Here is a 20,850-nt window from a genome sequence, read left to right as displayed (position 1 = left end):
TGCGCTGCTTCCCTCCCGACCGCCATGTTTGCGCGACCGGCCCTTGTGGGCCGGCCGGCAGAGAATGCGGCATGAGGGCGTGGTGGTCGAACCGCGCGGCGGCGTACAGGCAGTGGCGACTTGCGCGCCGTCTGCCCCAAGCGCCCGCGCGCCAAAACGGGGCGACGCACCGCGGACCGTCACCCGACCAAGGTGCGGGCCGGGCCGTCAAGGCGATCGGTTGGGCGACGCTCGGCAATTCCGGCGCCCAAATCATCTCGCTCGGCTTCTTTCTGCTGCTGACCCACCTGCTCGACCCGGCCGAAATCGGGTTGTTCGCGCTGGCGATGGTGGTTCAGGCCTTTTTGGGTGCCTTCGTCAGCGGACCGATGGGAGAGGTCGTCATCCAGCACGTCTCGCCCAAGCGGTCGGATCTCGATGCAGCCTTCTGGCTGGACACCGGGCTCGCCGTCGTGCTCGCGGGAACCACGGCGATGGCTGCCGGCCTGCTTGCGGATGTGATGGGCCACGACGAGCTCGCAATGCTCATCCGCCTGCTTTGTGTCGCAGTGGTCATCGGAACTCTCGGCAACATACCGCTGGCTTTGCTGCAGCGCCGACTGGAATTCAGGCAGGTGACACGCCTGAGCCTGATCGCCCAGATCGTCGGCGGCGTCGCGGCGGTCACGCTCGCCTTCGCCGGCTGGGGCATCTGGAGCCTGGCGGCCAATCAGCTTGGCGAGACGGCGACCAAGACGATCCTGGTCTGGGCCGCAGCGCGCTGGCGGCCGCGGCTCCGAATCCGGCCGAGATGCGTCCGCCGTCTGGCCGCCTACTGGCTCAATACGATCGGCTTCCGCCTGGTCTACTTCGCTTGCGACAACGCCAACCGGCTGATCATCGGATTGATCCTGGGTCCCCTGGCGCTCGGCTATTACACCACCGCCATGCGTATCGTGCGGATGGTCGTCGACACGTTCTGCGAAGGCGTGTCGCGCGCCGTTCTGGCGATCATGAGCCAGATACAGTCCGATGCGGCGAGGCTGGAGAACGGCTTCCACCAGTTGTTGCGACTGACGACGCTCGTCACCTTTCCGATCCTCGGCGGGCTTGCGGTGTTGGGGCCGCACCTCATGCCGGAGATTTTCGGCCAGCGATGGGCGCCGGCCGGCGGGATCCTACCCGTCCTCTGCTTCTATGGCGCAGGCTCGATCGCTCTTAACCTGCACGGCATCGCGATGCGTGTCGTGGGCCGACCGGAGATGAATCTGCTGGTCTTCGGCGCTGCCACCACACTCGACACGCTGGTGCTCATCCTGCTGGTTCCGATGGGCTTGCCCCTGGCGCTCACCGTTCTGGCCGCGCGTGGCATCCTGTTCATGCCCGTCCTGTCGATCGTCACGGCGCGTGTTCTCGGCATCCGGGTCGGCGCCGGCACGCGCCAATACCTGCCCGGCGTCCTCGCGACGACGGCGCTGATCCCGCTTCTGGCCCTGACCTGGGAGGTTTTGAACGGCACGATGGATGTTTTCGCGCAGACAGCGATCGTCCTCGCGCTGGCGGCAGTCGGTCATATTGCGGCGCTTCTGCTGTTCGAGCGCCAAACGCTTCGCACGGCGATCGGCGTGCTTCGCGCGTCGGCCTTGGAGGGCGACAATCATGCATGACTATCGCTGGACTGCCGATACAGGCGATCTGGTAATCCGGGTTGCCGACAACTGCGCCGATCTTGAAGAGACCTGGCGACGGTTGCAGGCCGTATCCGCCTGCACCGCTTTCCAAACGTTCGAATGGGTCTCCGCACTCCTGGAAACGGTCGGCCGAGTCCAGGGCGTCGAGCCGCGTATCGTCCTGGTCGGCGATGGCTCCGGACGGCCGCTGATGCTGTTGCCCTTCGCCCTTCGAAAGACGCGCGGGTTGCACCTTCTCGAGTTCATCGACTTCAAGGTCAGCGACTACAACGCGCCGATCATTCGCAGGGAATTCGCGCGCACTCTCACCGCCCAGACATTCGAGCGGCTCTGGCACCAGATTCTGGCCGCAGTTGGCGCCGTCGACGCGGTTCGTTTCGAAAAGATGCCGGCCAAGATCGACGACGTGCCCAACCCCATGTCCTTCCTCTCGTGCGTGCAGGAGGAGCAAAGCCATTACGCTCGTCTCGACGGCACTTATGAAAAATATCTCGCCGGCCGATCGACCAACGCGCGCCAGGGCACGCTGCGCAAGCGCCGAAAGCTGGCAAAACAAGGGGGGCTGACGTTCCTCCATGCCACGAATGGGCAGGACGCGGACCGGCTGGTCGAAGCGATGATCCGGCAGAAGTCCCGGCGCTATCGGTCGACCGGCGTCGCCGACCTGTTCGACGACCGGTCCTATGCGGATTTCTACCGAACGATCGCCCAGCGGGACTTTGGCGGCCTCATCCACGTTTCAGGACTGATGCTGGACGACCGTCCGGTGGGAACGGTGTTCGGCACTGAGTTTCGTGGACGCCTGTGCCTGCTGATGCCGACCTTCGACGCGGATTTCAGCTATTTTTCGCCAGGACGAATGCTCATCCTGGACCTCATCCACTGGTGCTACGCACAAAAGATCTCGGTGCTCGACTTCACCTGGGGCGATGAGGAATACAAGTGTGGATGGACCAACGATTCATTGCCGCTCTACACTCATTGCCGCGGCCTGACGTGGCGCGGCCACTTTTGGGCCCGCAGCACGAGAGCCAAGGTCGTCGGCTATCGCTTTGCCAAGCGCCAGTTGCAACGCTCCGGGCCGCTCTTTGCCGCAGCCAAGAAGCTGCGCACCCTGATCCGTTCCCTGCAGCGGCACGGCCGCCCGGACACGTTGCCATCATGGGAGAGCGCCGGTGCGCGGGTCAGACCTCTGACCGATTCCGCTCCCGACAACGCTGCCGTGCGCACTGACGACGGATAACGTCATCCGGATCTCATGGGAGAGAGAGACACGATGAACCTGCGCTCGAACGCCATCGCCCTTGCCGATTGGCTCGCCGTGCGATCCGGCGCGGCCCATCTTCTCCATCGTACCCATGGTGGATTGGGCTGTGCTTTCATGTTCCACAGTGTGGTCCGCTCGACCGAGGAGTGGCTGCACCAGGACATCCGCTTTCCCGAGCGCGCCTTGGACGATCTCCTGACGCTGTGCCGACGCCAGGGGATCGACATCGTCAACACGGACGAAGCTCTTCTACGGCTGCGCAATAGAGTCCCGGCCCCGTTCGTCGTCTTCACTTTCGACGACGGCTATCGGGACAATCTGCAACGGGTGCTACCCCTGTTCGAGCGCCACGGCGCCAAGTTCTCCGTCTTCGTGACGACCGGCATGATCGACCGGACGCTCGACTACTGGTGGGGCGGCCTGCTCGACCTGGTCAAGCGACATGAGACGATCGACGCCGCGCCGTTGGGCCTGCGACTTTCGACACGCACCCATCGTGAGAAAGAGCGGGCATTGCGCCGGCTCACACGCTGGGTGGAAGCCGACGTCGATGCGCGGACGCCGACTTTGGCGTCGCTGTTCAGACAATACGGCGTGTCCGCGACCGACCGGTTGAACGACGATGCCTTGTCGTTCGAGGAGCTGCGCCAACTGGCACGCAGCCCTCTGGTGACGATCGGCGGCCACACCGTCACGCATCGGCCTCTGGCGACACTGAACGATGCGGAAGCGGTCCGCGATATCGGCGAAAACCGCCGTTTCCTGGAGGAAGCGATCGATCGCGAGGTGGCGCATTTCGCGTTTCCGCATGGCGATGCCGCCGCCTGCAGTCCGCGCACCGCCGCCCTCCTCAAGGCGGAAGGCTTCCGCAGCGGCTACAGCACGCGCAAAGGAAGCCTGTTTCCCGAGCACGCCGCGGCGCCGTTTCTGCTGCCGCGCGGCGCCATGAATCCGCGGCGTGCCGATGTCGTGCACTTCCAGGCCCAACTGGCCGGACTGCACCGCTGGCTGGTCGACCCCGCCGGATCACCCTTCGATCCCGAAACGATCTCCATAGAATACCAATAGTAAACCTTTTCGTCAAATTTTGTATATTTACTTTATTGATCTCTATTAACCCTTTAGAAACCATGTCGTTGATCGACAAAGAAATCAAAAATAACTTGGGCTGAGCGATCGGAAGAGGTTGAACGTCGTTCGGATGTTGCTCTGACCGACGTCGAGCGATGAGTTTCGACGGGAAAACAATGGAACACGTGACGTTTCCGAAATCGATGCCGGCCGAGGCGGACCGCGACGTCACGGTGTTCGCACTCCTGTTTCGAGCATTGCAACGCTGGCGCCTGGTCGCCGCCATCGTCATCCCGGCCATCGCACTCGCCTTAGCCTATGTCGTGCTGGTGCCGCCCAGCTACACCGCGACGGCCCTGGTTATGGTCACCGGCGAAAACGGCAATGCGCTCGCCGACACGCCCGCGCCGGCCGCCTATAACGAGCTGGAAGTCGTTCAGACCCAGGTCGAAGCCATCCGGGCGCCGGCCGTCGTTAGCGCCGTCGCCGACGGGCTGTCCGCCGACGAACGGCGGAAGCTGGCGCAGAGCGACGGTCTCATTCCCGCTTTCGCCGAGGCCGGCGATGCCGCAAGGCCCACTTCGCGCGACCAGGAAATCCGGAAGGCGCTCGTCAAGGCCATGAAGGTCGAGCAGGTCAGCCTGTCGTCGATCATCTCGATTTCATTCACCGCCGGAGATCCGGCCCTGGCGGCCGACATCGCCAACCGGACGATGGCGATCGCCGCAAACCAAGCGCGCGAACGGGCCGCGACACAGGTCGAGAAGGGCCTGTCGCCGATCAACGAGCGGGTGAGCACCCTGCACGAGCAGTTGCGGCAGGAACAGGAAGCCGCGCGGAAATTCCGTGAGGACAACGAACTCTACGGCTCGCGCAATCCGGCCGCTCTCAAGGCCCAGCTCGCGTCGCTCACCGCGAAGTTGGCCCAGGCCCGCAGCCAGCAACTGGCGGCGCGTTCGCGTGCGGTCAACTTCGCCTCCCCCACGGCATCCTCCGACGGCGGCGTCTCGGATTCGGCCATGCTGGGCTCGCCCGCCATGGTGCAACTGCGCCAGAAGATTTCGGAACTCAGCGCCCAGCTCACAAGCCTGCGCGCATCGCTTGGCGATCGGCACCCTCGCGTCCAGGAGGCCCAATCCTCTCTCGACGAACTGCAGCGGCGCCTGGACGACGAAACCTCCACCATGGTCGATTCGCTGCAGCAGGACGCCCGGGCCTCGCGCACCGAGGAAGATCTGCTCGCCGGCGCCATCAAGGACCTCGAAGCCATGATCGCCGCCGCCCAGGAAGCGGAGAACCAGGCCCAGGAGCTCGAACGCAAGGCTTCGGCGACGGAAGCCGTTTATCGTCAGCTTCTCCAGCGCCAGACCCTGTTGCAGCAGATGCAGAGCGCCGATCTCTACAAGATCAGCCTCGAGCCGGTTTCGCCCGCCGAGGTGCCGCGCGACAAGTCCCATCCGAAATCGGCCCTGATCCTGGTGATGACCGTCACGATCTCGCTGATCCTCGGTCTGCTGGCCGTTCTTCTGAGCGAACAGTGGGCGCGCTGGCGACGTCAGTCGCTTGGCGCCGGAAAACCGCCGCGCGCCGGCACGCTCGCATCGGCGCAGGCCGGATCCACTCGAAACCAATGAACAGCGCCCACGCGATGTCGGCGCCTGATTTCCCGAGTCCCCCGGCGGTCGCGATGGGCCGTCTCTCCGGACCGAACGGCCGAACCGACCAAGAGGCTCGGACGGGAGGCCCCCGATGACCTTCATCGGACTGGTCCTCATTCCGCTCTGCGCCATTCTGATGCTGCGGGCGCCGCAGACGGTCTTTTATCTAATGATCGCCTTCACGGCCTTTTCGTCTACGGCGGTCGTCAACCTACCGGGCTTCACCTTCGGACTGCAACCCTGGCACCTATTTTCTGCCGCGCTCGCCATCCTGTTTCTGGTCGGTGTGATTCGCATTCCGGCGAGTGGCCACGCAGCGGCAATCACCACTTTGCTGGCGGGGTTCCTGATCGCGATCCTCCTGTCGATCTTCGCTAAGGCGATCGAAAGTTCCGTCGCCATATCGAATTTCACCCAAGCGGCAATCGCGGTCGACGGGCTTATCACGGCCGCCATGGTCGCCTTCTTCTGCTCGAGCGAAAAGCGATTGCTGGCGGCCCTGCGCGTCTTCGTCTGGAGTGCCGTGGCCGTCGCCTTGTGGGGGATCTTCCAGGCCGCTTGTGGCTATATCGGCCTGCCCTATCCGGCCTGGCTGTTCAACAACAGCATCAGCGACTCCGCCGACATGTTCGCGCAGTCCGTCGGAGGAATCCCGCGAATCAGCTCGGTTGCAGTCGAGCCATCCTTCTTCGCTCGATACGCCGTGGCAGGTGCCGGAATCGCGCTAGTCATGGCCGACATTTCCTCGGGCCGCGAACGTTTTTATTACAGAGCTGCGGCGGCGCTCATCGTTCTGACCGCGATCGGCTCGACCTCGACCAGCGCCTATATCGGACTGGTGCTTCTCTTCGCCCTCTGGATCGCAATGGATGTCCGACGCGGCTGGATCGCGGCGATTGCCGCAAGTGGCGGCCTTCTGCTGCTGGCGATGGTCGAACCGAGCTTCGTGACGGCCCTTTGGCGGATGACCGGCGACAAGGCCGCATCGGGATCCTTCTACGAACGATTCGGCAGCGTGCTGGCAGCGCTCCGCCTGTTCGGGGAACATCCGCTGTTCGGCCACGGTTGGGACGAGCTGGCGTCCTACGACGTCCTGAGCGCACTTCTCTATCACGTTGGCGCGGTCGGCTGGCTCAGCTTCCTGGCGCTTTGCCTCTACGCACTGATCGGCGGGTTGCCGAACGGCGCCTCGGCCGCCGCCGACGATCAATTCGCGACGCGGACGGCGCGGCTCTCGATCGGCCTGCGCGCCGTCTTCGCCTGTGTCCTCGGTGTCGACGCGGTCTCGGGCATCTCCTATGTGGCGGCCAATCTCTGGGTCGTCCTCGGCCTTACGCTGGCGGTGCAAGGGCTGCAGCGCCAGCAAGCCTTGCGCTGGACCTCAAGCCCGGCCACCTGACGACGCTCCGGCCACCGCGCGGCATCCGGCTCAGGCCGGCTGCACCAGATTGGCGAGCAACCGGAACGCGCCCGGCACCAGACGGTCGAGCTGGTGATGCAGAACCAGACTGCTGTGCGTGTGCCGGCCACGGCCGATTTCGGCCGTGACGAGCGCGCCGGTCAGCGGCGCCTCGCCAGCGTCACGCATGGCCAGCAGCGGCCGATAGGCCAGGTCCCACTCTGCCGCGAAGTAGAGGCCGCGCTCCTTGTCCCACACCGCCCAATCCCGCTCGCCGATAAGGTTCGGACCGCAAAGCAGCGGATGGTCCGGCTCGAGCACCGTGACCGGCGCCGCGGGATCGGTCACGCGCCAGCGCAAGGACGGCGAGCCGATCACCAGGCGGCGCGGCGGCGTGACGGCCGGATCCCAGCCGTCCTTCGGCCGATGATAGAGCGTCACCAGATGGCCGCCGGCTTCGACCCAGTCATGGAGCTTCGGCCGCGCCGCCGCGAGGTCCGCACGGTTGCCGAAGGCGAAGATGCCCACGACGATCGTATCGAAGGCTTCGAGGCGACCGGCACGCAGCGTCTCACCGTCCAATTCGGTGACGTCGAGTCCCAGGCGGAGGAGCCAGGTGCCGACTTGGTCGTCATCCGGTTCTATCCGACCTTCCACGCCTTCTGGCTGTCGTTCACGGACTGGAACCTGCTCCGGCCGCCGGCCTTCATCGGGCTCGACAACTATGCCCGGCTGATGGGCGATCCGCTGTTCTGGAAGGTGTTCAAGAACACCTTCCTCTATCTGATCATCGGCACGCCGGTGAGCCTCTTCATCTCCTTCGTGGTGGCCTACAATCTCGACAAGACGCGCTTCCTGCACGGCTTCATCCGGGCGCTTTATTTCCTGCCTTTCCTGACCACCGCGGCGGTGATGGGGTGGGTCTGGCGCTGGTTCTACCAGCCGGTTCCCATTGGCCTGTTCAACGACGTTCTCGCCGCCATGGGCCTGCCGCAGCAACCCTTTCTGCGATCGATCACCCAGGCTCTTCCGGCGGTGCTGGCGCCGGCCGTCTGGGCGGGCCTCGGCTTTCAGGTGGTGATCTTCATGGCCGGGCTGCGCGCCATTCCGACGAGCTATTACGAGGCGGCGCGCATCGACGGCGTGTCCAACTGGACGATCCTCGTCAAGATCACCCTGCCGCTCCTGAAACCCACCTTCGTTTTCCTGGTCGTGTTCTCGTCGATCGCCTTCCTGCGGATCTTCGACCAAGTCTACAACATGACGACCAACGATCCCGGCGGCCCGCTCAACGCGACGAAGCCTCTGGTGCTGATGATCTATCAAACCGCCTTTTCATCCTTCGACATGGGTTACGCCGCGGCCCAGACGGTGGTCCTGTTCATGGTGCTTCTGATCATCTCGCTGATCCAGCTTCGCATCCTTAGGAACCGCTGAGATGACGGCGATCGACGGCACTGCCTATGACGCCCGCTTCACCCGGCTCGGCAGGATCAAGCCTGGACGAGTGGTCACCTGGACCCTGCTCTTCATCGGCGGTCTCCTGATGATCACGCCGATCCTCTACATGCTGTTGACCTCGCTGAAGCCGGCCGGCGACGTCTACGATCTGCGCCTGATCCCCGCTCATCCGACGCTTCAGATCTACGTCTCGGTGCTTGCCGACGGCCGGTTCCTGCGCTGGTTCCTCAATTCGTCGATCATCGCGACGACGGTAACCGTCTCGAACGTCTTCTTCGACAGTCTCGTCGGCTATACGCTCGCCAAGTTCGATTTTCGCGGCCGCACCTTCGTCTTCATCGCCATTCTGTCGACCCTGATGATCCCGACCGAGATGCTGGTCATCCCGTGGTATCTGATGTCGCGCAATTTCGGCTGGCTCGACACCTATTGGGGCATCATGTTTCCCGGCATGATGACGGCCTTCGGCACGTTTTTGATGAAGCAGTTTTTCGAAAGCGTACCCAACGACTTCCTGGAGGCCGCGCGCATCGACGGGCTGAACGAGTTCCAGATCTGGTGGCGCATCGCCATGCCGCTGGTGACGCCGGCGCTCTCGGCGCTCGCAATCTTCACCTTCCTCGGCAACTGGACCGCCTTCATCTGGCCGTTGATCGTCACCACCAGCCGCGAACTCTACACCCTGCCGGTCGGCCTCTCGAGCTTCTCGGTCGAACAGGCGATCCGCTGGGAGCTGATCATGACCGGCGCCAGCCTCGCCACCCTGCCGACGCTCCTGGTCTTCCTGGTGCTCCAGCGCTTCATCGTACGCGGCGTGGTCATGGCCGGCCTGAAGGCATAGGCAATACTCCCATGACCAAGCTTCCGTTCTCCCACCCGTCCCTCGCCGACACCAGCGCCTTTCCCGATCCGGTCTACAAGAAGACGGTGCTCCAGCCGCTGTTCGACGGGGCCAGGACGCACCATGTCGACGGCCTGCGCCAAATCAATCGAGCCCATCTGGTGATGCTCGCGGAGGCCGGCATCCTCGGCCTCGATCAGGCGCGGCCGCTGGCCCGCGCGCTCGACGCAATCGACCGCGAGATCGATCCGGCCAGCCTCGAATACACCGGAGAAGTCGAGGATTTCTTCTTTCTGGTCGAGGCGGAGCTGAAGCGCCGGCTCGGTCCGGATCTTGCCGGCCGGCTGCACACGGCGCGCTCGCGCAACGACATCGACCACACGCTGTTCAAGCTTGGCCTCAAGGGGCGGCTCGACCTCCTCCTGTCGCAGGCGCGAAAGCTCGCAGACGCCTGGATCGCGGCCGCCGAGCGCGAAAAGGCGACGCTGATCGTCGCCTATACGCACGGCCAGCCGGCGCAGCCCACCACCTTCGGCCACTATCTGGGCGCCGCGATCGAAGTGCTTCTGCGCGACATCGAGCGACTGGTGGCGGCTCGCGCCATCGTCGACCTCTGCCCGATGGGCGCCGCAGCGATCACCACCTCCGGCTTTCCCATCGACCGCGAGCGCATGGCGCATCTTCTCGGCTTCGCGCGGCCACTCGAAAACTCCTACGGCTGCATCGCCTCCGTCGACTACGTCACGGCCACCTACGGCGCCATCGAACTCCTGTTCCTGCATCTCGGCCGGCCGATCCAGGACCTGCAGGTCTGGACCAGCTTCGAAGTCGGTCAGGTCTATGTGCCCAACGCCTTCGTGCAGATCTCATCGATCATGCCGCAGAAGCGCAATCCGGTGCCGATCGAACACCTGCGTCTGCTCGCCTCGCAGACGGTCGGCCGGGCGCATTCGATGCTGACGGTGATGCACAACACGCCCTTCACCGACATGAACGACAGCGAAGGCGAGACCCAGGCCATGGGTTATGAGGCGTTCGCCTCGGCAGGTCGCGTCTTGGACCTTTTCGCCGCGCTCGCTTCCGCCATCCGTATCGACGAGGCGCGGGTGCGCGACAATATCGCCCGCAGTTCGATCACCATCACCGAACTGGCCGACAGCCTGGTGCGCCTGGAAGATCTCTCCTTCCGCCAAGCCCACGAGATCGCAGCGGACGTCGCCCGCAAGGTCGCCGCCTCGCGCGGCAAGCTTGCCGAGGATGGCTACGAGACCTTTGCCGCCAGTTTTGCCGAGGCCGCCGGCCGGACCACCACGATCGACGAACCGACCTATGCCGGGATCGTTTCGCCCGAACACTTCATCGCCGTTCGCGCCAGAACCGGCGGTCCTGCGCCGGCGGCGCTGGAGGCTTCGCTCGCCCGCTATCGCACCCGCCTCGCCGGGTTCGAAAGCGAAGCCGAGCAGACCCGCCTGCGCGAAGCCGTTGCGGCGGCCGAACTCGACACCTGCTTCGATGCCCTGACCGGAGAGCGCTGATGGCGACGATCGAACTCGACAAGCTGGTCAAGCGCTACGGCAAGATGGTCGCGGTCCACGGCATCGATCTGGAGGTGAAGGACGGCGAATTCATCGTCCTGGTCGGTCCTTCCGGCTGCGGCAAGTCGACGACGCTGCGCATGATCGCGGGTCTGGAGGACATTACCGCCGGAACGCTCAGGATCGGCGGCCAGGTCGTCAACGAGCGCGAGCCCAAGCACCGCAACATCGCGATGGTGTTTCAGAACTACGCGATCTATCCGCACATGTCGGTGGCCAAGAACATCGGCTTCGGCCTCTACACCTCCAGGCTCGACCAGGCGGAGAAGGACCGCCGCGTCGCCGAGACGGCCGCGATCCTCGGCCTCGAAGCCTATCTCGACCGGCGTCCGTCGGAGCTGTCGGGCGGCCAGCGCCAGCGCGTCGCCATCGGCCGCGCCATGGTGCGCGACCCGCAGGCCTTCCTGTTCGACGAGCCGCTCAGCAATCTCGATGCCCAGTTGCGCGCCCAGATGCGCCTTGAGATCAAGCGGCTGCATCAGCGCCTCGGCACGACGATCGTCTTCGTCACCCATGATCAGGTGGAAGCGATGACGCTCGCCGACCGGATCGTCGTGATGCGCGACGGCCGCATTCTCCAGGTCGGCCGTCCGCTGGACGTCTACGAGAATCCCAACGACGTGTTCACGGCCCGCTTCATCGGCTCCCCCACCATGAACCTTCTTCCGGGACAGCTGGTCGGCCACGGCGGCCAGCCGCATGTTCATCTCGATGGCATCGCCGGTGACGACATCGCTCTGCAGCGTCTCGCCGGCACCGCCTCGCCCGGCGCCGGCGTGCTGCTCAGCGTCCGCCCCCACGATCTCGTCGTCGGCGCACCGCAGTCGGGAGGCTTCAAGGTCCGCGGCCGAGTGGCGGTCGTCGAGCCTCTCGGTTCGGAAACGCTGATCCATCTGGAATCGGAGGGTCAGCAGATCGTTGCCACGGGCTCCGGCCGAACCCTGCCGGCGATCGGCGAGGACGTGGAGGCGAGCGTTCCCGCCGAGCACCTCTATATCTTCGACGCGACGACCGAAAAGAGCCTGCGCCAGCAATGAACGAGCAATCCGGGCAAGTCGGCCCGTCGATCCTGTGCCTTGGTCGTCTCTATTGCGACGTGCTGTTCACCGGACTTGCCGATCTGCCGTCTCTCGGCCGTGAGATCTTTGCCGACGACGTCACCATCACGCCGGGCGGCGGCGCCTTCATCACAGCGGCCTATCCGGCGGCGATGGGCCGGCCCACGGGCTTGCTCGCGCGTCTCGGTCTCGATCCGCTGTCGCTCGCTCTCGAAGCGCCTCTGGCCGAGAGCGGCGTTGATCTCGGCCTGTTGGAACGATCGGCGGAAGCAGGACCGCAATTGACTGTCGCCATCGTCCGGGATGGCGACCGGGCCTTCCTCTCGCGACGCGCCAGCGGCGCGCGGCCCTCGACCTTCGCCCAGGCGCTGGGCGCTCCCTCGTCCCGGCATCTCCACATCGCCGAGGCCGCCACCCTGTTCGAGATGCCCGACGCCGTGAGTGCGGCCAAGGAAAGAGGGCTGACCGTCTCGCTCGACCCGAGCTGGGACGACACGGTCATCCACCATGCCGACTTTCTGGCGCTTTGCCGGGGTGCGGACGTCTTTCTGCCCAATGTCGAGGAAGCCAAGGCAATCACCAGCCTCGCCGACATCGATCGGGCGCTCGACGCTCTGACTGCGGTCTTTCCGGTGGTGGCGCTGAAGCTCGGCGCGGACGGCGCGATCCTCGCTGAAGGGTCAAGCCGCATCCGGCTTCCGGCACCGCAGGTCGAGGTGGTCGATACGACCGGCGCGGGCGACGCGTTCAATGCCGGGTTCCTGGACGCGTGGCTGCGCGGCGGCTCGCCCGAGGCGAGCCTGACGGCGGCCATCGCCTGCGGCAGCCGCTCGGTGCAGGCGGTCGGCGGCAGCACGGCCCTGCGTGCGGGCTGAGACTGCCGACCGTCCCATTATCCATTTCATCCAGAGATGCGCTGGATGTCGGCGCCGCAGGCGGAGAGTTTTTCCTCCAGGCGCTCGAAGCCGCGGTCGAGGTGGTAGACCCGGTGCACCGTGGTCTCGCCGTCGGCCACCAGACCGGCGATCACCAGCGACACCGAGGCGCGCAGGTCGGTCGCCATCACCTTCGCCCCCTTCAGCCGATCGACGCCCTCCACCCGCGCCGTCTGACCCGACAGCGAAATGCGGGCCCCCAGCCGCGCCAGCTCCTGCACGTGCATGAAGCGGTTCTCGAAGATCGTCTCGGTGATCTCCGACACCCCGCCCGAGCGCGTCATCAGCGCCATGAACTGCGCCTGCAGGTCCGTTGGAAACCCCGGAAACGGCCGCGTCTCCACATCCACCGCATGAATGCCGCCGCCGTTCCTGACCACCCGCAGCCCGTTCGGCGTCTCCGACACCTCGGCGCCCGCCTCGCCGAGCGCCGTCAGCGCCGAGGTCAAAAGCTCGGCCCGCGTGCCCAGAAGCTCCACGTCGCCGCCCGCCATCGCCACCGCCATCGCATAGGTGCCCGTCTCGATGCGGTCCGGCAGCACCGGATGGCGCGCCCCCGACAGGCCCGCCACGCCCTCGATCTCGATCGTCGACGTGCCCGCGCCCGAGATCTTCGCCCCCATGGCGATCAGGCAGTTCGCCAGGTCCACCACTTCGGGCTCGCGCGCGGCGTTCTCCAGAACCGTCTCGCCCTTGGCCAGCGTCGCCGCCATCATCAGCACGTGGGTGGCGCCCACCGACACCTTCGGGAACACGTAGCGGGTGCCGACGAGCCCGCCCTTGGCCTCGGCCAGCACGTAGCCGCCCTCGATCTCGATCGCCGCGCCCAGCGCCTTCAGACCCTCGATGAACAGGTCCACCGGCCGCGTGCCGATGGCGCAGCCGCCCGGCAGCGACACCTTGGCCCGGCCCATGCGCGCCAAGAGCGGCCCGATCACCCAGAACGAGGCGCGCATCTTCGACACCAGCTCATAAGGCGCCGTCGTATCCACGATGGTGCGCGCGCAAAAATGGATGGTGCGCCCGGCGTTCGGCTCCTGCCCGGCCCGCTTGCCGCTCACCGAATAGTCGACGCCGTGATTGCCCAGAATGCGGATCAGCTGCTCGACGTCCGCCAGATGCGGCACGTTCTCCAGCGTCAGCGTGTCGTCCGTCAGAAGCGACGCGATCATCAAAGGCAGCGCCGCGTTCTTCGCCCCCGATATCGGCAGCACCCCTCGCAACGCACCCCCGCCCCGTATCCTGATCCGATCCATCTATACCCTTTCCGTCCCTAACGTTCCGTCCGAGTCACGAGACAAGGACGAGCCACGGCGCTCGCGGCCCGCGCGAAGGTCCATGCCGGCCCGGCAGGCCACATCACGAAAGGCCGCATATTGATTCGGCGAATAATATCCGATGCTTGCGCCAGTGTGGATTCATCCGCCGCGCCGCGCGAACAGCACCGCGCCATCGAGGGCGTCGCCCAGCCTCGGCTCCAGCCGTTGCTTCAGATCGGGCGACAGCCATCCCGCGATCACGTCGGCGAGCCCCCCGAGCAGGCACAGGCGCGGCGCGCCCATGTCGAGCAGCGCCCGGCAGGTGAGTGCGATTGCGTCTGCAGCCTCGCGCATCAATCGCCGCGCCATCGGATCGCCGGCATTCGCATGTGCCACGATCAGCGGCGCGAGAGCGGCATAGTCGGTGGCGCTGGCGCCATCCATCCAGCCGATCACCGCCTGCGCATCGTGCTCGAAGCGGCCGAGCAGTGCTTCGAGCAGCGGCGTACGCTCGAGCCGGCCGTCATGCGCCAGCATGGCGCGTTGCAGGGCACCGAGACCAAGCCGGGCGCCGCTTCCTTCGTCGGAAATCGGAAAACCGTATCCTCCCAGTTGGATCTCGCGACCCTGAACCACCGCAGCACCACAGCTGCCCGTCCCGACGATGACGATTCCCCCATCGGCGCCGCCGTGGGCACCGATACAGGCAATCAGCGCATCGCTGGTAAAGGAGGCGGAGGCGAAGGGGTGTATGATCGTGCGCAACGCTTCGCGGCTGCCTTTGCGCGTTATCCCGGCCAGGCCGACGCCCAGATGAACGCGCGTCAGATCCTCTGAAGGAACGCCGGCGGCCTCGATCGCCTGACGGAAAGCTACCTCGATCGCGGCCCAGCTCTTGTCGATTCCCAGCCGTGTCGTCGCCGGACCCGCATGGCCCTCGCCGAGCACGTGCCCCTCAGCATCGACCAGCCGGGCGCGGCAGCCGGTCCCGCCGCCGTCAACACCCAGAAACAAGGCGTCCGCATGCATCGCTCTGTCCTCTGCAGCCTACTCTGCCTGACCCAAACGCAGCTTATCTTTCAACGCGATAAGATAATCCAGCGCGGCATCAGCAGAAACGCCCGTCGACGCTTCGCAACCAACGATCAACAAGGATAAACGGGCTCACGAAAGTTGGTCGTTGCTACCTGATAATCCATTTGGTAGCATTTTGGTATGCATGGAGACCACGGCATGCCTGAGACGGATATTTCGAGCAACAGACAGGCTGCCGACCGCCTCGGCGAGTGGCGCGAGACCGAGCGGCGCAGCCCTCGCTTCGAGGACCTCGATCTGTGGAGCCGCCGCGATGTCCTGGAGGCGTTGCTGGATGGCCAGCAGCATGCCCTGCACGCGCTATGGGGCGCCCTCGATTCGATCGAAGCGGCCGTCGAGGCCGCCGTCGGACGGCTGGCCGATTCGCGGGGGCGGCTGGTCTATGTCGGCGCCGGCACCTCGGGCCGCCTGGCCGTGCTCGACGGCGTCGAGCTGACGCCGACCTTCAGCTGGCCGCGTGAGCGGCTCGTCTACCTGTTCGCCGGCGGCGGGACGGACTTTTCTCGCGCCCGGGAAGGCGCCGAGGACGACGCCGAGGCAGCCCGCCAGGGGATCGAGGCAGCAGGCATCGGCGTGCAGGACGTGGTCATCGGCATCGCCGCCAGCGGCACCACGCTTTATACGCGGGTCGCGCTGCAGAGCGCACGGGTAGCCGGCGCGCTGACCATTGCGCTTGCCAACAATCCCGGCAGCCCGCTCCTGGAGGATGCCGAGATCGGCATCCTCTTACGCACCGGCCCCGAGGTGCTCGCCGGCTCGACACGCATGGCCGCCGGCACCAGCCAGAAGGTGGCGCTCAACCTGTTTTCCACGGCCGTGATGATCGGCCTTCACAAGGTCTATCGCGGCTACATGGTCGACGTGCAGGCGACCAATGCCAAACTCGTCAAGCGAGCCGAGAACATGGTCGTGGCCTTGTCCGGCTGCCGGCCGGAGGCGGCGCGGGCCGCCTTGGCGCAGACCGGCAACAGCGTCAAGCCGGCCGTGCTCGTGGTCAACGGCGCGACGCCAGATGAGGCCACGGCGCTGCTTGGCCGCCACAAGGGCAATCTGCGGGCGGCGCTGAACGACGTTCCGGCGTGATCGTCCGCTCCTGCGGACCGAAGCGTCGAACGAAAGGATGCTGGGCGGCGATGGGAGGAACCGGTGCCGCCGGTGTGGGGTGACGGATCGTGAGGATCCGCGCCAGCAGAACAAGAAACGACGACAACAGGAAGAGGTAGCCATGAAATACTCGGTCACCGGCGGTCTCGCCGCCGCCCTGCTGATGAGCGCGTCCGGCGCGGCACTGGCTCAGGATACCGAACTCGTCATCGAGAGCTGGCGCAACGACGACATCAGCGTCTGGCAGGACACCATCATCCCGGCCTTCGAGAAGAGCCATCCCGGCATCAAGCTGACCTTCTCGCCGACCGCGCCGACGCAATACAACGCCGCGCTCAACGCCAAGCTGGAAGGCGGCACGGCGGGCGACATCGTGGCTTGCCGCGCCTTCGACGCGTCGCTCGACCTCTATAACAAGGGCCTGCTCGCCGACCTTTCGGGCCTCGACGCGCTGAACAGCTTCTCCGACGTCGCCAAGGCGGCGTGGAGCACCGACGACGGCAGCGCCACCTTCTGCATCCCGATGGCCTCGGTGATCCACGGCTTCATCTACAACAAGGACATCTTCGACGAACTCGGGCTCCAGGAGCCGAAGACCCAGGCCGAGTTCATGGACGTCCTGGACAAGATCAAGGAAGACGGCACCTACGTTCCGCTCGCCATGGGCACCCAGGACCAGTGGGAAGCCGCCACCATGGGCTACCAGAACGTCGGCCCGATGTACTGGCATGGCGAGGAAGGCCGCAAGGCGATCATCGACGGCACGCAGAAGCTGACCGACGAGGATTGGGTGGAACCGCTGCGGGTGATCGCCTCCTGGGCGCCTTATCTGCCCGACGGCTATCAGGCCCAGACCTATCCCGACAGCCAGACCATGTTCACCCTCGGTCGGGCCGCGATCTTCCCGGCCGGCTCATGGGAAATCTCGCCGTTCCGCCGCGACGCGGACTTCGAAATGGGCGCATTCCCGCCGCCGCTGCCGGAGGAAGGCGACACCTGCTACATCTCCGACCACACCGATATCGGCATGGGCCTGAACGCCAAGTCGGAGCACCAGGAAGAGGCCAAGCAGTTCCTGGAGTGGATGGGCACGCAGGAATTCGCGCAGCTCTATTCCAACGCGGTGCCGGGCTTTTTCTCGCTGTCCGACCACGACATCACGCTCGAGGACCCGCTGGCGCAGGAGTTCTTCTCCTGGCGCAAGGAGTGCCAATCGACGATTCGCTCGGCGAGCCAGATACTGGCGCGCGGCACGCCGAACCTGTGGAGCGAGATGTGGGTCGTCACCGCCAACGTGATCAACGGCTCGCAGACGCCGGAGGAAGCCGCCGAGCAGCTGCAGAGCGGCCTCGCCTCCTGGTACGAGCCGCAGCAGAAATAGGTTGACCCCGATGGGCCGGACCGGAGCGCGGAGGCGTTCCGGTCCCTGCAATCACCTTCAGCGCACCCAGAGCATGATGCCGAAAAGTTGCAGACTTTTCGGACCTACATCATACCGGAGAACGAGAGGCTAGAGCGACATTGCGATTCAACGTGAACGCGTGTTCGCTCTAGAGGCGGCATGACCGAGCCGACGGCCCCGCGGGCCAAGCGAAAACGCAAGCCCTTTCCCTGGCACATTCCGGTGTTCCTGGCGCCGGCCGTGCTGGTCTACACCATCGTGATGATCCTGCCGCTGTTCGAGACCTTGCGGCTCTCGGCCTATCAGCAGAATACGGCTCAGCAGAGCGTGTTCTTCGTCGGGCTGGCGAACTACACCAAGCTGTTCTTCGACGCGTTCTGGTCCGAGCAGTTCTTCAACGCGCTCTGGAACAACTTCTATTTCTTCATCATCAACATGCTGGTGCAGAATCCGATCGGCATCCTGATCGCGGCGCTGTTGTCGATGGCGCATTTGCCCGGCAAGCGCTTCTATCGCACCTCCATCTTCATGCCGACGCTGCTGTCCTTCGTCATCGTCGGCTTCATCTGGAAGCTGATCCTGTCGCCCCTCTGGGGCGTCGGCAAGACGCTTTTCGCCGGTGTCGGGCTCGGGTCCTGGTTCGCACCGTTTCTGGGCCTCGAAGAGACGGCACTGACCACGGTCTCACTGATCTCGGTGTGGCAGTTCATCGGCATTCCGATGATGCTGATCTACGCCGCGCTATTGTCGATTCCCGAGGAGGTGATCGAGGCGGCTGAAACCGACGGCGTCACCGGCCTGTCGCAGTTCTTCAAGATCAAGCTGATCCTGATCCTGCCGACCATCGGCATCATCTCGATCCTGACCTTCGTCGGCAATTTCAATGCCTTCGATCTGGTCTACACCACGCAAGGGCCACTCGCCGGGCCAAACTTTTCGACCGATCTTCTGGGCACCCTGCTCTACCGCACCTTTTACGGCCAGCAGACGCAGCCGGGCGATCCCTATCTGGGCGCCGCGATCGCCACCGTGATGTTCTTCATCATCCTGATCGGCGTCGCGATCTATCTGTTCTTCGTCCAGCGCAAGCTGGTCCGCTACGAGATGTGAGGCGGCAGCCCGATGGCGATATCCCGCGCAAGACGCAACATCCCGGCCGAGATCGCAGCGCACGCGATCCTGCTCGTCTTCACCGTGCTGGCGCTATTTCCGGTGGTGCTGATCGTCATCAACTCGTTCAAGTCGAAGCGCGCGATCTTCCGCGAGCCGATGGCCCTGCCCGGACCGGAGAGCTTCGACCTGATCGGCTACACCACGGTTCTCACCCAGGGCAATTTTCCGCTCTATTTCCTGAATTCGCTGATCGTCACCGTCGCCAGCCTGTTCTTCGTGCTCCTGTTCGGTGCGATGGCCGCCTACGCCCTGTCGGAATACCGCTTTCGAGGCAATCGCTGGCTCGGGCTCTACATGGCGCTCGGCATCATGATCCCGATCCGCCTGGGCACGGTCGGCATCCTTCGGCTGATGGTGGCCACCGGTCTCGTCAACACCCATTGGGCGCTGATCCTGGTCTACACGGCGCAAGGGCTGCCGCTGTCGATCTTCATCCTGGCGGAGTTCATGCGCGTCGTCTCGCGCGACCTGAAGGCCGCCGGCCGCGTCGACGGGTTCAGCGAATACGCGATCTTCTTCCGCCTCGTGCTGCCGCTGGTGCGCCCGGCCATGGCCACGGTCGCCGTCTTCACCATGATCCCGATCTGGAACGATCTCTGGTTCCCGCTGATCCTGGCACCGTCGGAGAGCACCAAGACGCTGACGCTCGGCGCCCAGGTGTTCGTCGGCCAGTACTTCAACAATTGGAATGCGATCCTGGCCGCCATGGCGCTGGCGATCATCCCGGTCCTCATCCTCTACGTCGTCTTCTCGCGCCAGCTCATCCGCGGCCTCACCTCGGGAGCGGTCAAATGAACGCCCCCGTTCGCGTCCTCGTCGCCGGGCTCGGCAACATGGGCCGCAGCCACGCCCTGGCCTATCACCGCGATCCGGGCTTCGAGATCGTGGGTCTGGTCAACCGCTCGAACCCGCAGGATCTCGATCCGGCGCTCTCGCACTATCGGGTTCATCGGGATTTCGACGCCGCGCTAGAAGAGACGGCGCCCGACCTCGCCTGCATTTCCACCTATTCCGACAGCCATGCCAACTATGCGATCCGCGCAATGGAGTGCGGCGCCCATGTCTTCGTCGAAAAGCCGCTGGCAACGACGGTGGAGGACGCCCGCCGGGTGGTCGACACTGCCGAGGCGAACGGCCGCAAGCTCGTCGTCGGCTACATCCTGCGCCACCACCCCTCGTGGCAGCGCCTGATCGCTGAGGCGCGCGCGCTGGGCGGCCCCTACGTCTTCCGCATGAACCTCAACCAGCAGTCCTCCGGCAAGGCCTGGGCGACGCACAAGCAGCTCATGCAGACCACCTCGCCCATTGTCGACTGCGGCGTGCACTACCTCGACGTAATGTGCCAGATCACCGACGCCAAACCGGTCGAGGTCCGAGGCATGGGGGCGCGCCTCTCGGACGAGGTGGCCCCGCAGATGTACAATTACGGCCACCTGCAGGTGCTCTTCGCCGACGGCTCCGTCGGCTGGTACGAGGCGGCCTGGGGGCCGATGGTCTCGGAAGCCGCCTTCTTCGTCAAAGACATCATGACGCCGAGAGGCAGCGTCTCGATCGTCGTCGACAAGGCGGCGAAGTCCGACGACATCGACGCCCACACCAAGACCTCGACCATCCGCATCCACCATGCCGAAACCGATGCGGGTGGCGAGTTCGCCCGGCCCGACACGCTTCTTGCCATGGACGACGAGCCGGGTCATCAGGCGCTCTGCGAGCGCCAGCAGGCCTTCGTCCTGAAGGCGATCCGCGAGGACATCGACCTGACGGGCCACATGGAAGACGCCGTCAATTCGCTTGCCGTTGTGCTCGCCGCCGACCGGTCGGTGCGCACCGGCAATCCTGAAATTCTGGATCTATAGGATCGG

The 20,850-nt window shown here is 65.1% G+C and carries 17 protein-coding genes and 1 pseudogene; 15 read left to right on the top strand and 3 right to left on the bottom strand.

The window, feature by feature from the left end:
- Positions 1-71: 71 nt before the first annotated feature.
- The 5 genes from SMD10_RS19970 (at position 72) to SMD10_RS19950 (ending at position 7,065) form a co-directional block, all read left to right on the top strand.
- Positions 72-1,646, top strand: a complete 1,575-nt coding sequence (locus SMD10_RS19970) for a lipopolysaccharide biosynthesis protein (RefSeq protein WP_331687498.1) — start codon at positions 72-74, stop codon at positions 1,644-1,646.
- Positions 1,639-2,913, top strand: a complete 1,275-nt coding sequence (locus tag SMD10_RS19965) for a GNAT family N-acetyltransferase (protein ID WP_331687497.1) — start codon at positions 1,639-1,641, stop codon at positions 2,911-2,913. The genes SMD10_RS19970 and SMD10_RS19965 overlap by 8 nt, the downstream gene beginning before the upstream one ends.
- 33 nt (positions 2,914-2,946) lie before the next feature.
- The gene (locus SMD10_RS19960; RefSeq protein ID WP_331687496.1) at positions 2,947-4,005 is read left to right on the top strand and encodes a polysaccharide deacetylase family protein; all 1,059 of its coding nucleotides are present in this window, start codon (positions 2,947-2,949) and stop codon (positions 4,003-4,005) included.
- Between the two features lie 179 nt (positions 4,006-4,184).
- A complete protein-coding gene (locus SMD10_RS19955) occupies positions 4,185-5,642 on the top strand; it encodes a GumC family protein (protein WP_331687494.1) in 1,458 nt (485 codons plus the stop codon).
- 115 nt (positions 5,643-5,757) lie between these two features.
- On the top strand, positions 5,758-7,065 hold the full coding sequence (locus SMD10_RS19950; protein WP_331687493.1) for an O-antigen ligase family protein: 1,308 nt from the start codon (positions 5,758-5,760) through the stop codon (positions 7,063-7,065).
- 30 nt (positions 7,066-7,095) lie between these two features.
- On the opposite strand, the pseudogene SMD10_RS19945 reads toward SMD10_RS19950, so the two are convergent.
- Positions 7,096-7,731: pseudogene (locus SMD10_RS19945) on the bottom strand (PIG-L family deacetylase); the annotation flags it as partial.
- Here SMD10_RS19945 and SMD10_RS19940 point away from each other — a divergent pair.
- The 5 genes from SMD10_RS19940 to SMD10_RS19920 are packed head-to-tail and all read left to right on the top strand — an operon-like array spanning position 7,690 to position 12,895.
- A complete protein-coding gene (locus SMD10_RS19940) occupies positions 7,690-8,502 on the top strand; it encodes a carbohydrate ABC transporter permease (RefSeq protein ID WP_331687492.1) in 813 nt (270 codons plus the stop codon). The pseudogene SMD10_RS19945 and the gene SMD10_RS19940 sit on opposite strands and share 42 nt — an antisense overlap.
- 1 nt (position 8,503) lies before the next feature.
- Positions 8,504-9,367, top strand: a complete 864-nt coding sequence (locus SMD10_RS19935) for a carbohydrate ABC transporter permease (protein ID WP_331687491.1) — start codon at positions 8,504-8,506, stop codon at positions 9,365-9,367.
- A gap of 11 nt (positions 9,368-9,378) precedes the next feature.
- Positions 9,379-10,902 carry an argininosuccinate lyase gene (gene argH / locus SMD10_RS19930; RefSeq protein ID WP_331687490.1) on the top strand — a complete coding sequence of 508 codons (1,524 nt, stop codon included), beginning with the start codon at positions 9,379-9,381 and terminating at the stop codon, positions 10,900-10,902.
- Entirely contained in the window at positions 10,902-11,999 is a 1,098-nt protein-coding gene (locus SMD10_RS19925; protein WP_331687489.1) for an ABC transporter ATP-binding protein, read from the top strand. Before argH ends, SMD10_RS19925 begins: the two co-directional genes overlap by 1 nt.
- Positions 11,996-12,895 (top strand): carbohydrate kinase family protein, encoded by a 900-nt coding sequence (locus SMD10_RS19920; RefSeq protein WP_331687488.1) that lies wholly within the window; start codon positions 11,996-11,998, stop codon positions 12,893-12,895. The genes SMD10_RS19925 and SMD10_RS19920 overlap by 4 nt, the downstream gene beginning before the upstream one ends.
- 26 nt (positions 12,896-12,921) lie before the next feature.
- Here SMD10_RS19920 and murA read toward each other — a convergent pair whose 3' ends face one another.
- Positions 12,922-14,211 carry a UDP-N-acetylglucosamine 1-carboxyvinyltransferase gene (murA, locus tag SMD10_RS19915; RefSeq protein ID WP_331687487.1) on the bottom strand — a complete coding sequence of 430 codons (1,290 nt, stop codon included), beginning with the start codon at positions 14,209-14,211 and terminating at the stop codon, positions 12,922-12,924.
- Positions 14,212-14,373: 162 nt separating this feature from the next.
- A complete protein-coding gene (locus tag SMD10_RS19910) occupies positions 14,374-15,243 on the bottom strand; it encodes a glucosamine kinase nucleotide-binding domain-containing protein (protein WP_331687486.1) in 870 nt (289 codons plus the stop codon).
- A 204-nt stretch (positions 15,244-15,447) separates the two neighbouring features.
- Between SMD10_RS19910 and SMD10_RS19905 the strand changes: the two genes are divergently transcribed.
- The 5 genes from SMD10_RS19905 to SMD10_RS19885 all read left to right on the top strand — a co-directional run bounded on the left by SMD10_RS19905 (position 15,448) and on the right by SMD10_RS19885 (position 20,844).
- Positions 15,448-16,392: an N-acetylmuramic acid 6-phosphate etherase gene (locus SMD10_RS19905; protein ID WP_331687485.1), complete on the top strand. Its 945-nt coding sequence runs from the start codon at positions 15,448-15,450 to the stop codon at positions 16,390-16,392.
- Between the two features lie 142 nt (positions 16,393-16,534).
- The gene (locus SMD10_RS19900; protein ID WP_331687484.1) at positions 16,535-17,794 is read left to right on the top strand and encodes an ABC transporter substrate-binding protein; all 1,260 of its coding nucleotides are present in this window, start codon (positions 16,535-16,537) and stop codon (positions 17,792-17,794) included.
- Between the two features lie 180 nt (positions 17,795-17,974).
- The gene (locus SMD10_RS19895) at positions 17,975-18,925 is read left to right on the top strand and encodes a carbohydrate ABC transporter permease (protein ID WP_331687483.1); all 951 of its coding nucleotides are present in this window, start codon (positions 17,975-17,977) and stop codon (positions 18,923-18,925) included.
- 18 nt (positions 18,926-18,943) lie between these two features.
- Positions 18,944-19,783, top strand: coding sequence for a carbohydrate ABC transporter permease (locus tag SMD10_RS19890; protein WP_331687507.1), 840 nt, complete (start codon positions 18,944-18,946; stop codon positions 19,781-19,783).
- Positions 19,780-20,844, top strand: coding sequence for a Gfo/Idh/MocA family protein (locus tag SMD10_RS19885; protein ID WP_331687482.1), 1,065 nt, complete (start codon positions 19,780-19,782; stop codon positions 20,842-20,844). The genes SMD10_RS19890 and SMD10_RS19885 overlap by 4 nt, the downstream gene beginning before the upstream one ends.
- Positions 20,845-20,850 lie beyond the last annotated feature (6 nt).

The organism is Consotaella aegiceratis (assembly GCF_036541425.1).
In the GTDB taxonomy this organism is placed as follows: Bacteria; Pseudomonadota; Alphaproteobacteria; order Rhizobiales; family Rhizobiaceae; genus Consotaella; species Consotaella aegiceratis.
Note: the sequence above shows the minus strand (reverse complement) of the source record. Positions and strands in the feature narration are given on the sequence as shown.

Bases quoted from the DNA above. Each gene is read 5' to 3' on its own strand.
- SMD10_RS19885 (WP_331687482.1), top strand. From the start codon at position 19,780: ATGAACGCCCCCGTTCGCGTCCTCGTCGCCGGGCTCGGCAACATGGGC.
- SMD10_RS19920 (WP_331687488.1), top strand. From the start codon at position 11,996: ATGAACGAGCAATCCGGGCAAGTCGGCCCGTCGATCCTGTGCCTTGGT.
- SMD10_RS19970 (WP_331687498.1), top strand. From the start codon at position 72: ATGAGGGCGTGGTGGTCGAACCGCGCGGCGGCGTACAGGCAGTGGCGA.
- argH (WP_331687490.1), top strand. From the start codon at position 9,379: ATGACCAAGCTTCCGTTCTCCCACCCGTCCCTCGCCGACACCAGCGCC.
- SMD10_RS19960 (WP_331687496.1), top strand. From the start codon at position 2,947: ATGAACCTGCGCTCGAACGCCATCGCCCTTGCCGATTGGCTCGCCGTG.
- SMD10_RS19925 (WP_331687489.1), top strand. From the start codon at position 10,902: ATGGCGACGATCGAACTCGACAAGCTGGTCAAGCGCTACGGCAAGATG.
- SMD10_RS19900 (WP_331687484.1), top strand. From the start codon at position 16,535: ATGAAATACTCGGTCACCGGCGGTCTCGCCGCCGCCCTGCTGATGAGC.
- SMD10_RS19935 (WP_331687491.1), top strand. From the start codon at position 8,504: ATGACGGCGATCGACGGCACTGCCTATGACGCCCGCTTCACCCGGCTC.
- murA (WP_331687487.1), bottom strand. From the start codon at position 14,211: ATGGATCGGATCAGGATACGGGGCGGGGGTGCGTTGCGAGGGGTGCTG.
- SMD10_RS19955 (WP_331687494.1), top strand. From the start codon at position 4,185: ATGGAACACGTGACGTTTCCGAAATCGATGCCGGCCGAGGCGGACCGC.
- SMD10_RS19910 (WP_331687486.1), bottom strand. From the start codon at position 15,243: ATGCATGCGGACGCCTTGTTTCTGGGTGTTGACGGCGGCGGGACCGGC.
- SMD10_RS19950 (WP_331687493.1), top strand. From the start codon at position 5,758: ATGACCTTCATCGGACTGGTCCTCATTCCGCTCTGCGCCATTCTGATG.
- SMD10_RS19895 (WP_331687483.1), top strand. From the start codon at position 17,975: ATGACCGAGCCGACGGCCCCGCGGGCCAAGCGAAAACGCAAGCCCTTT.
- SMD10_RS19965 (WP_331687497.1), top strand. From the start codon at position 1,639: ATGCATGACTATCGCTGGACTGCCGATACAGGCGATCTGGTAATCCGG.
- SMD10_RS19905 (WP_331687485.1), top strand. From the start codon at position 15,448: ATGCCTGAGACGGATATTTCGAGCAACAGACAGGCTGCCGACCGCCTC.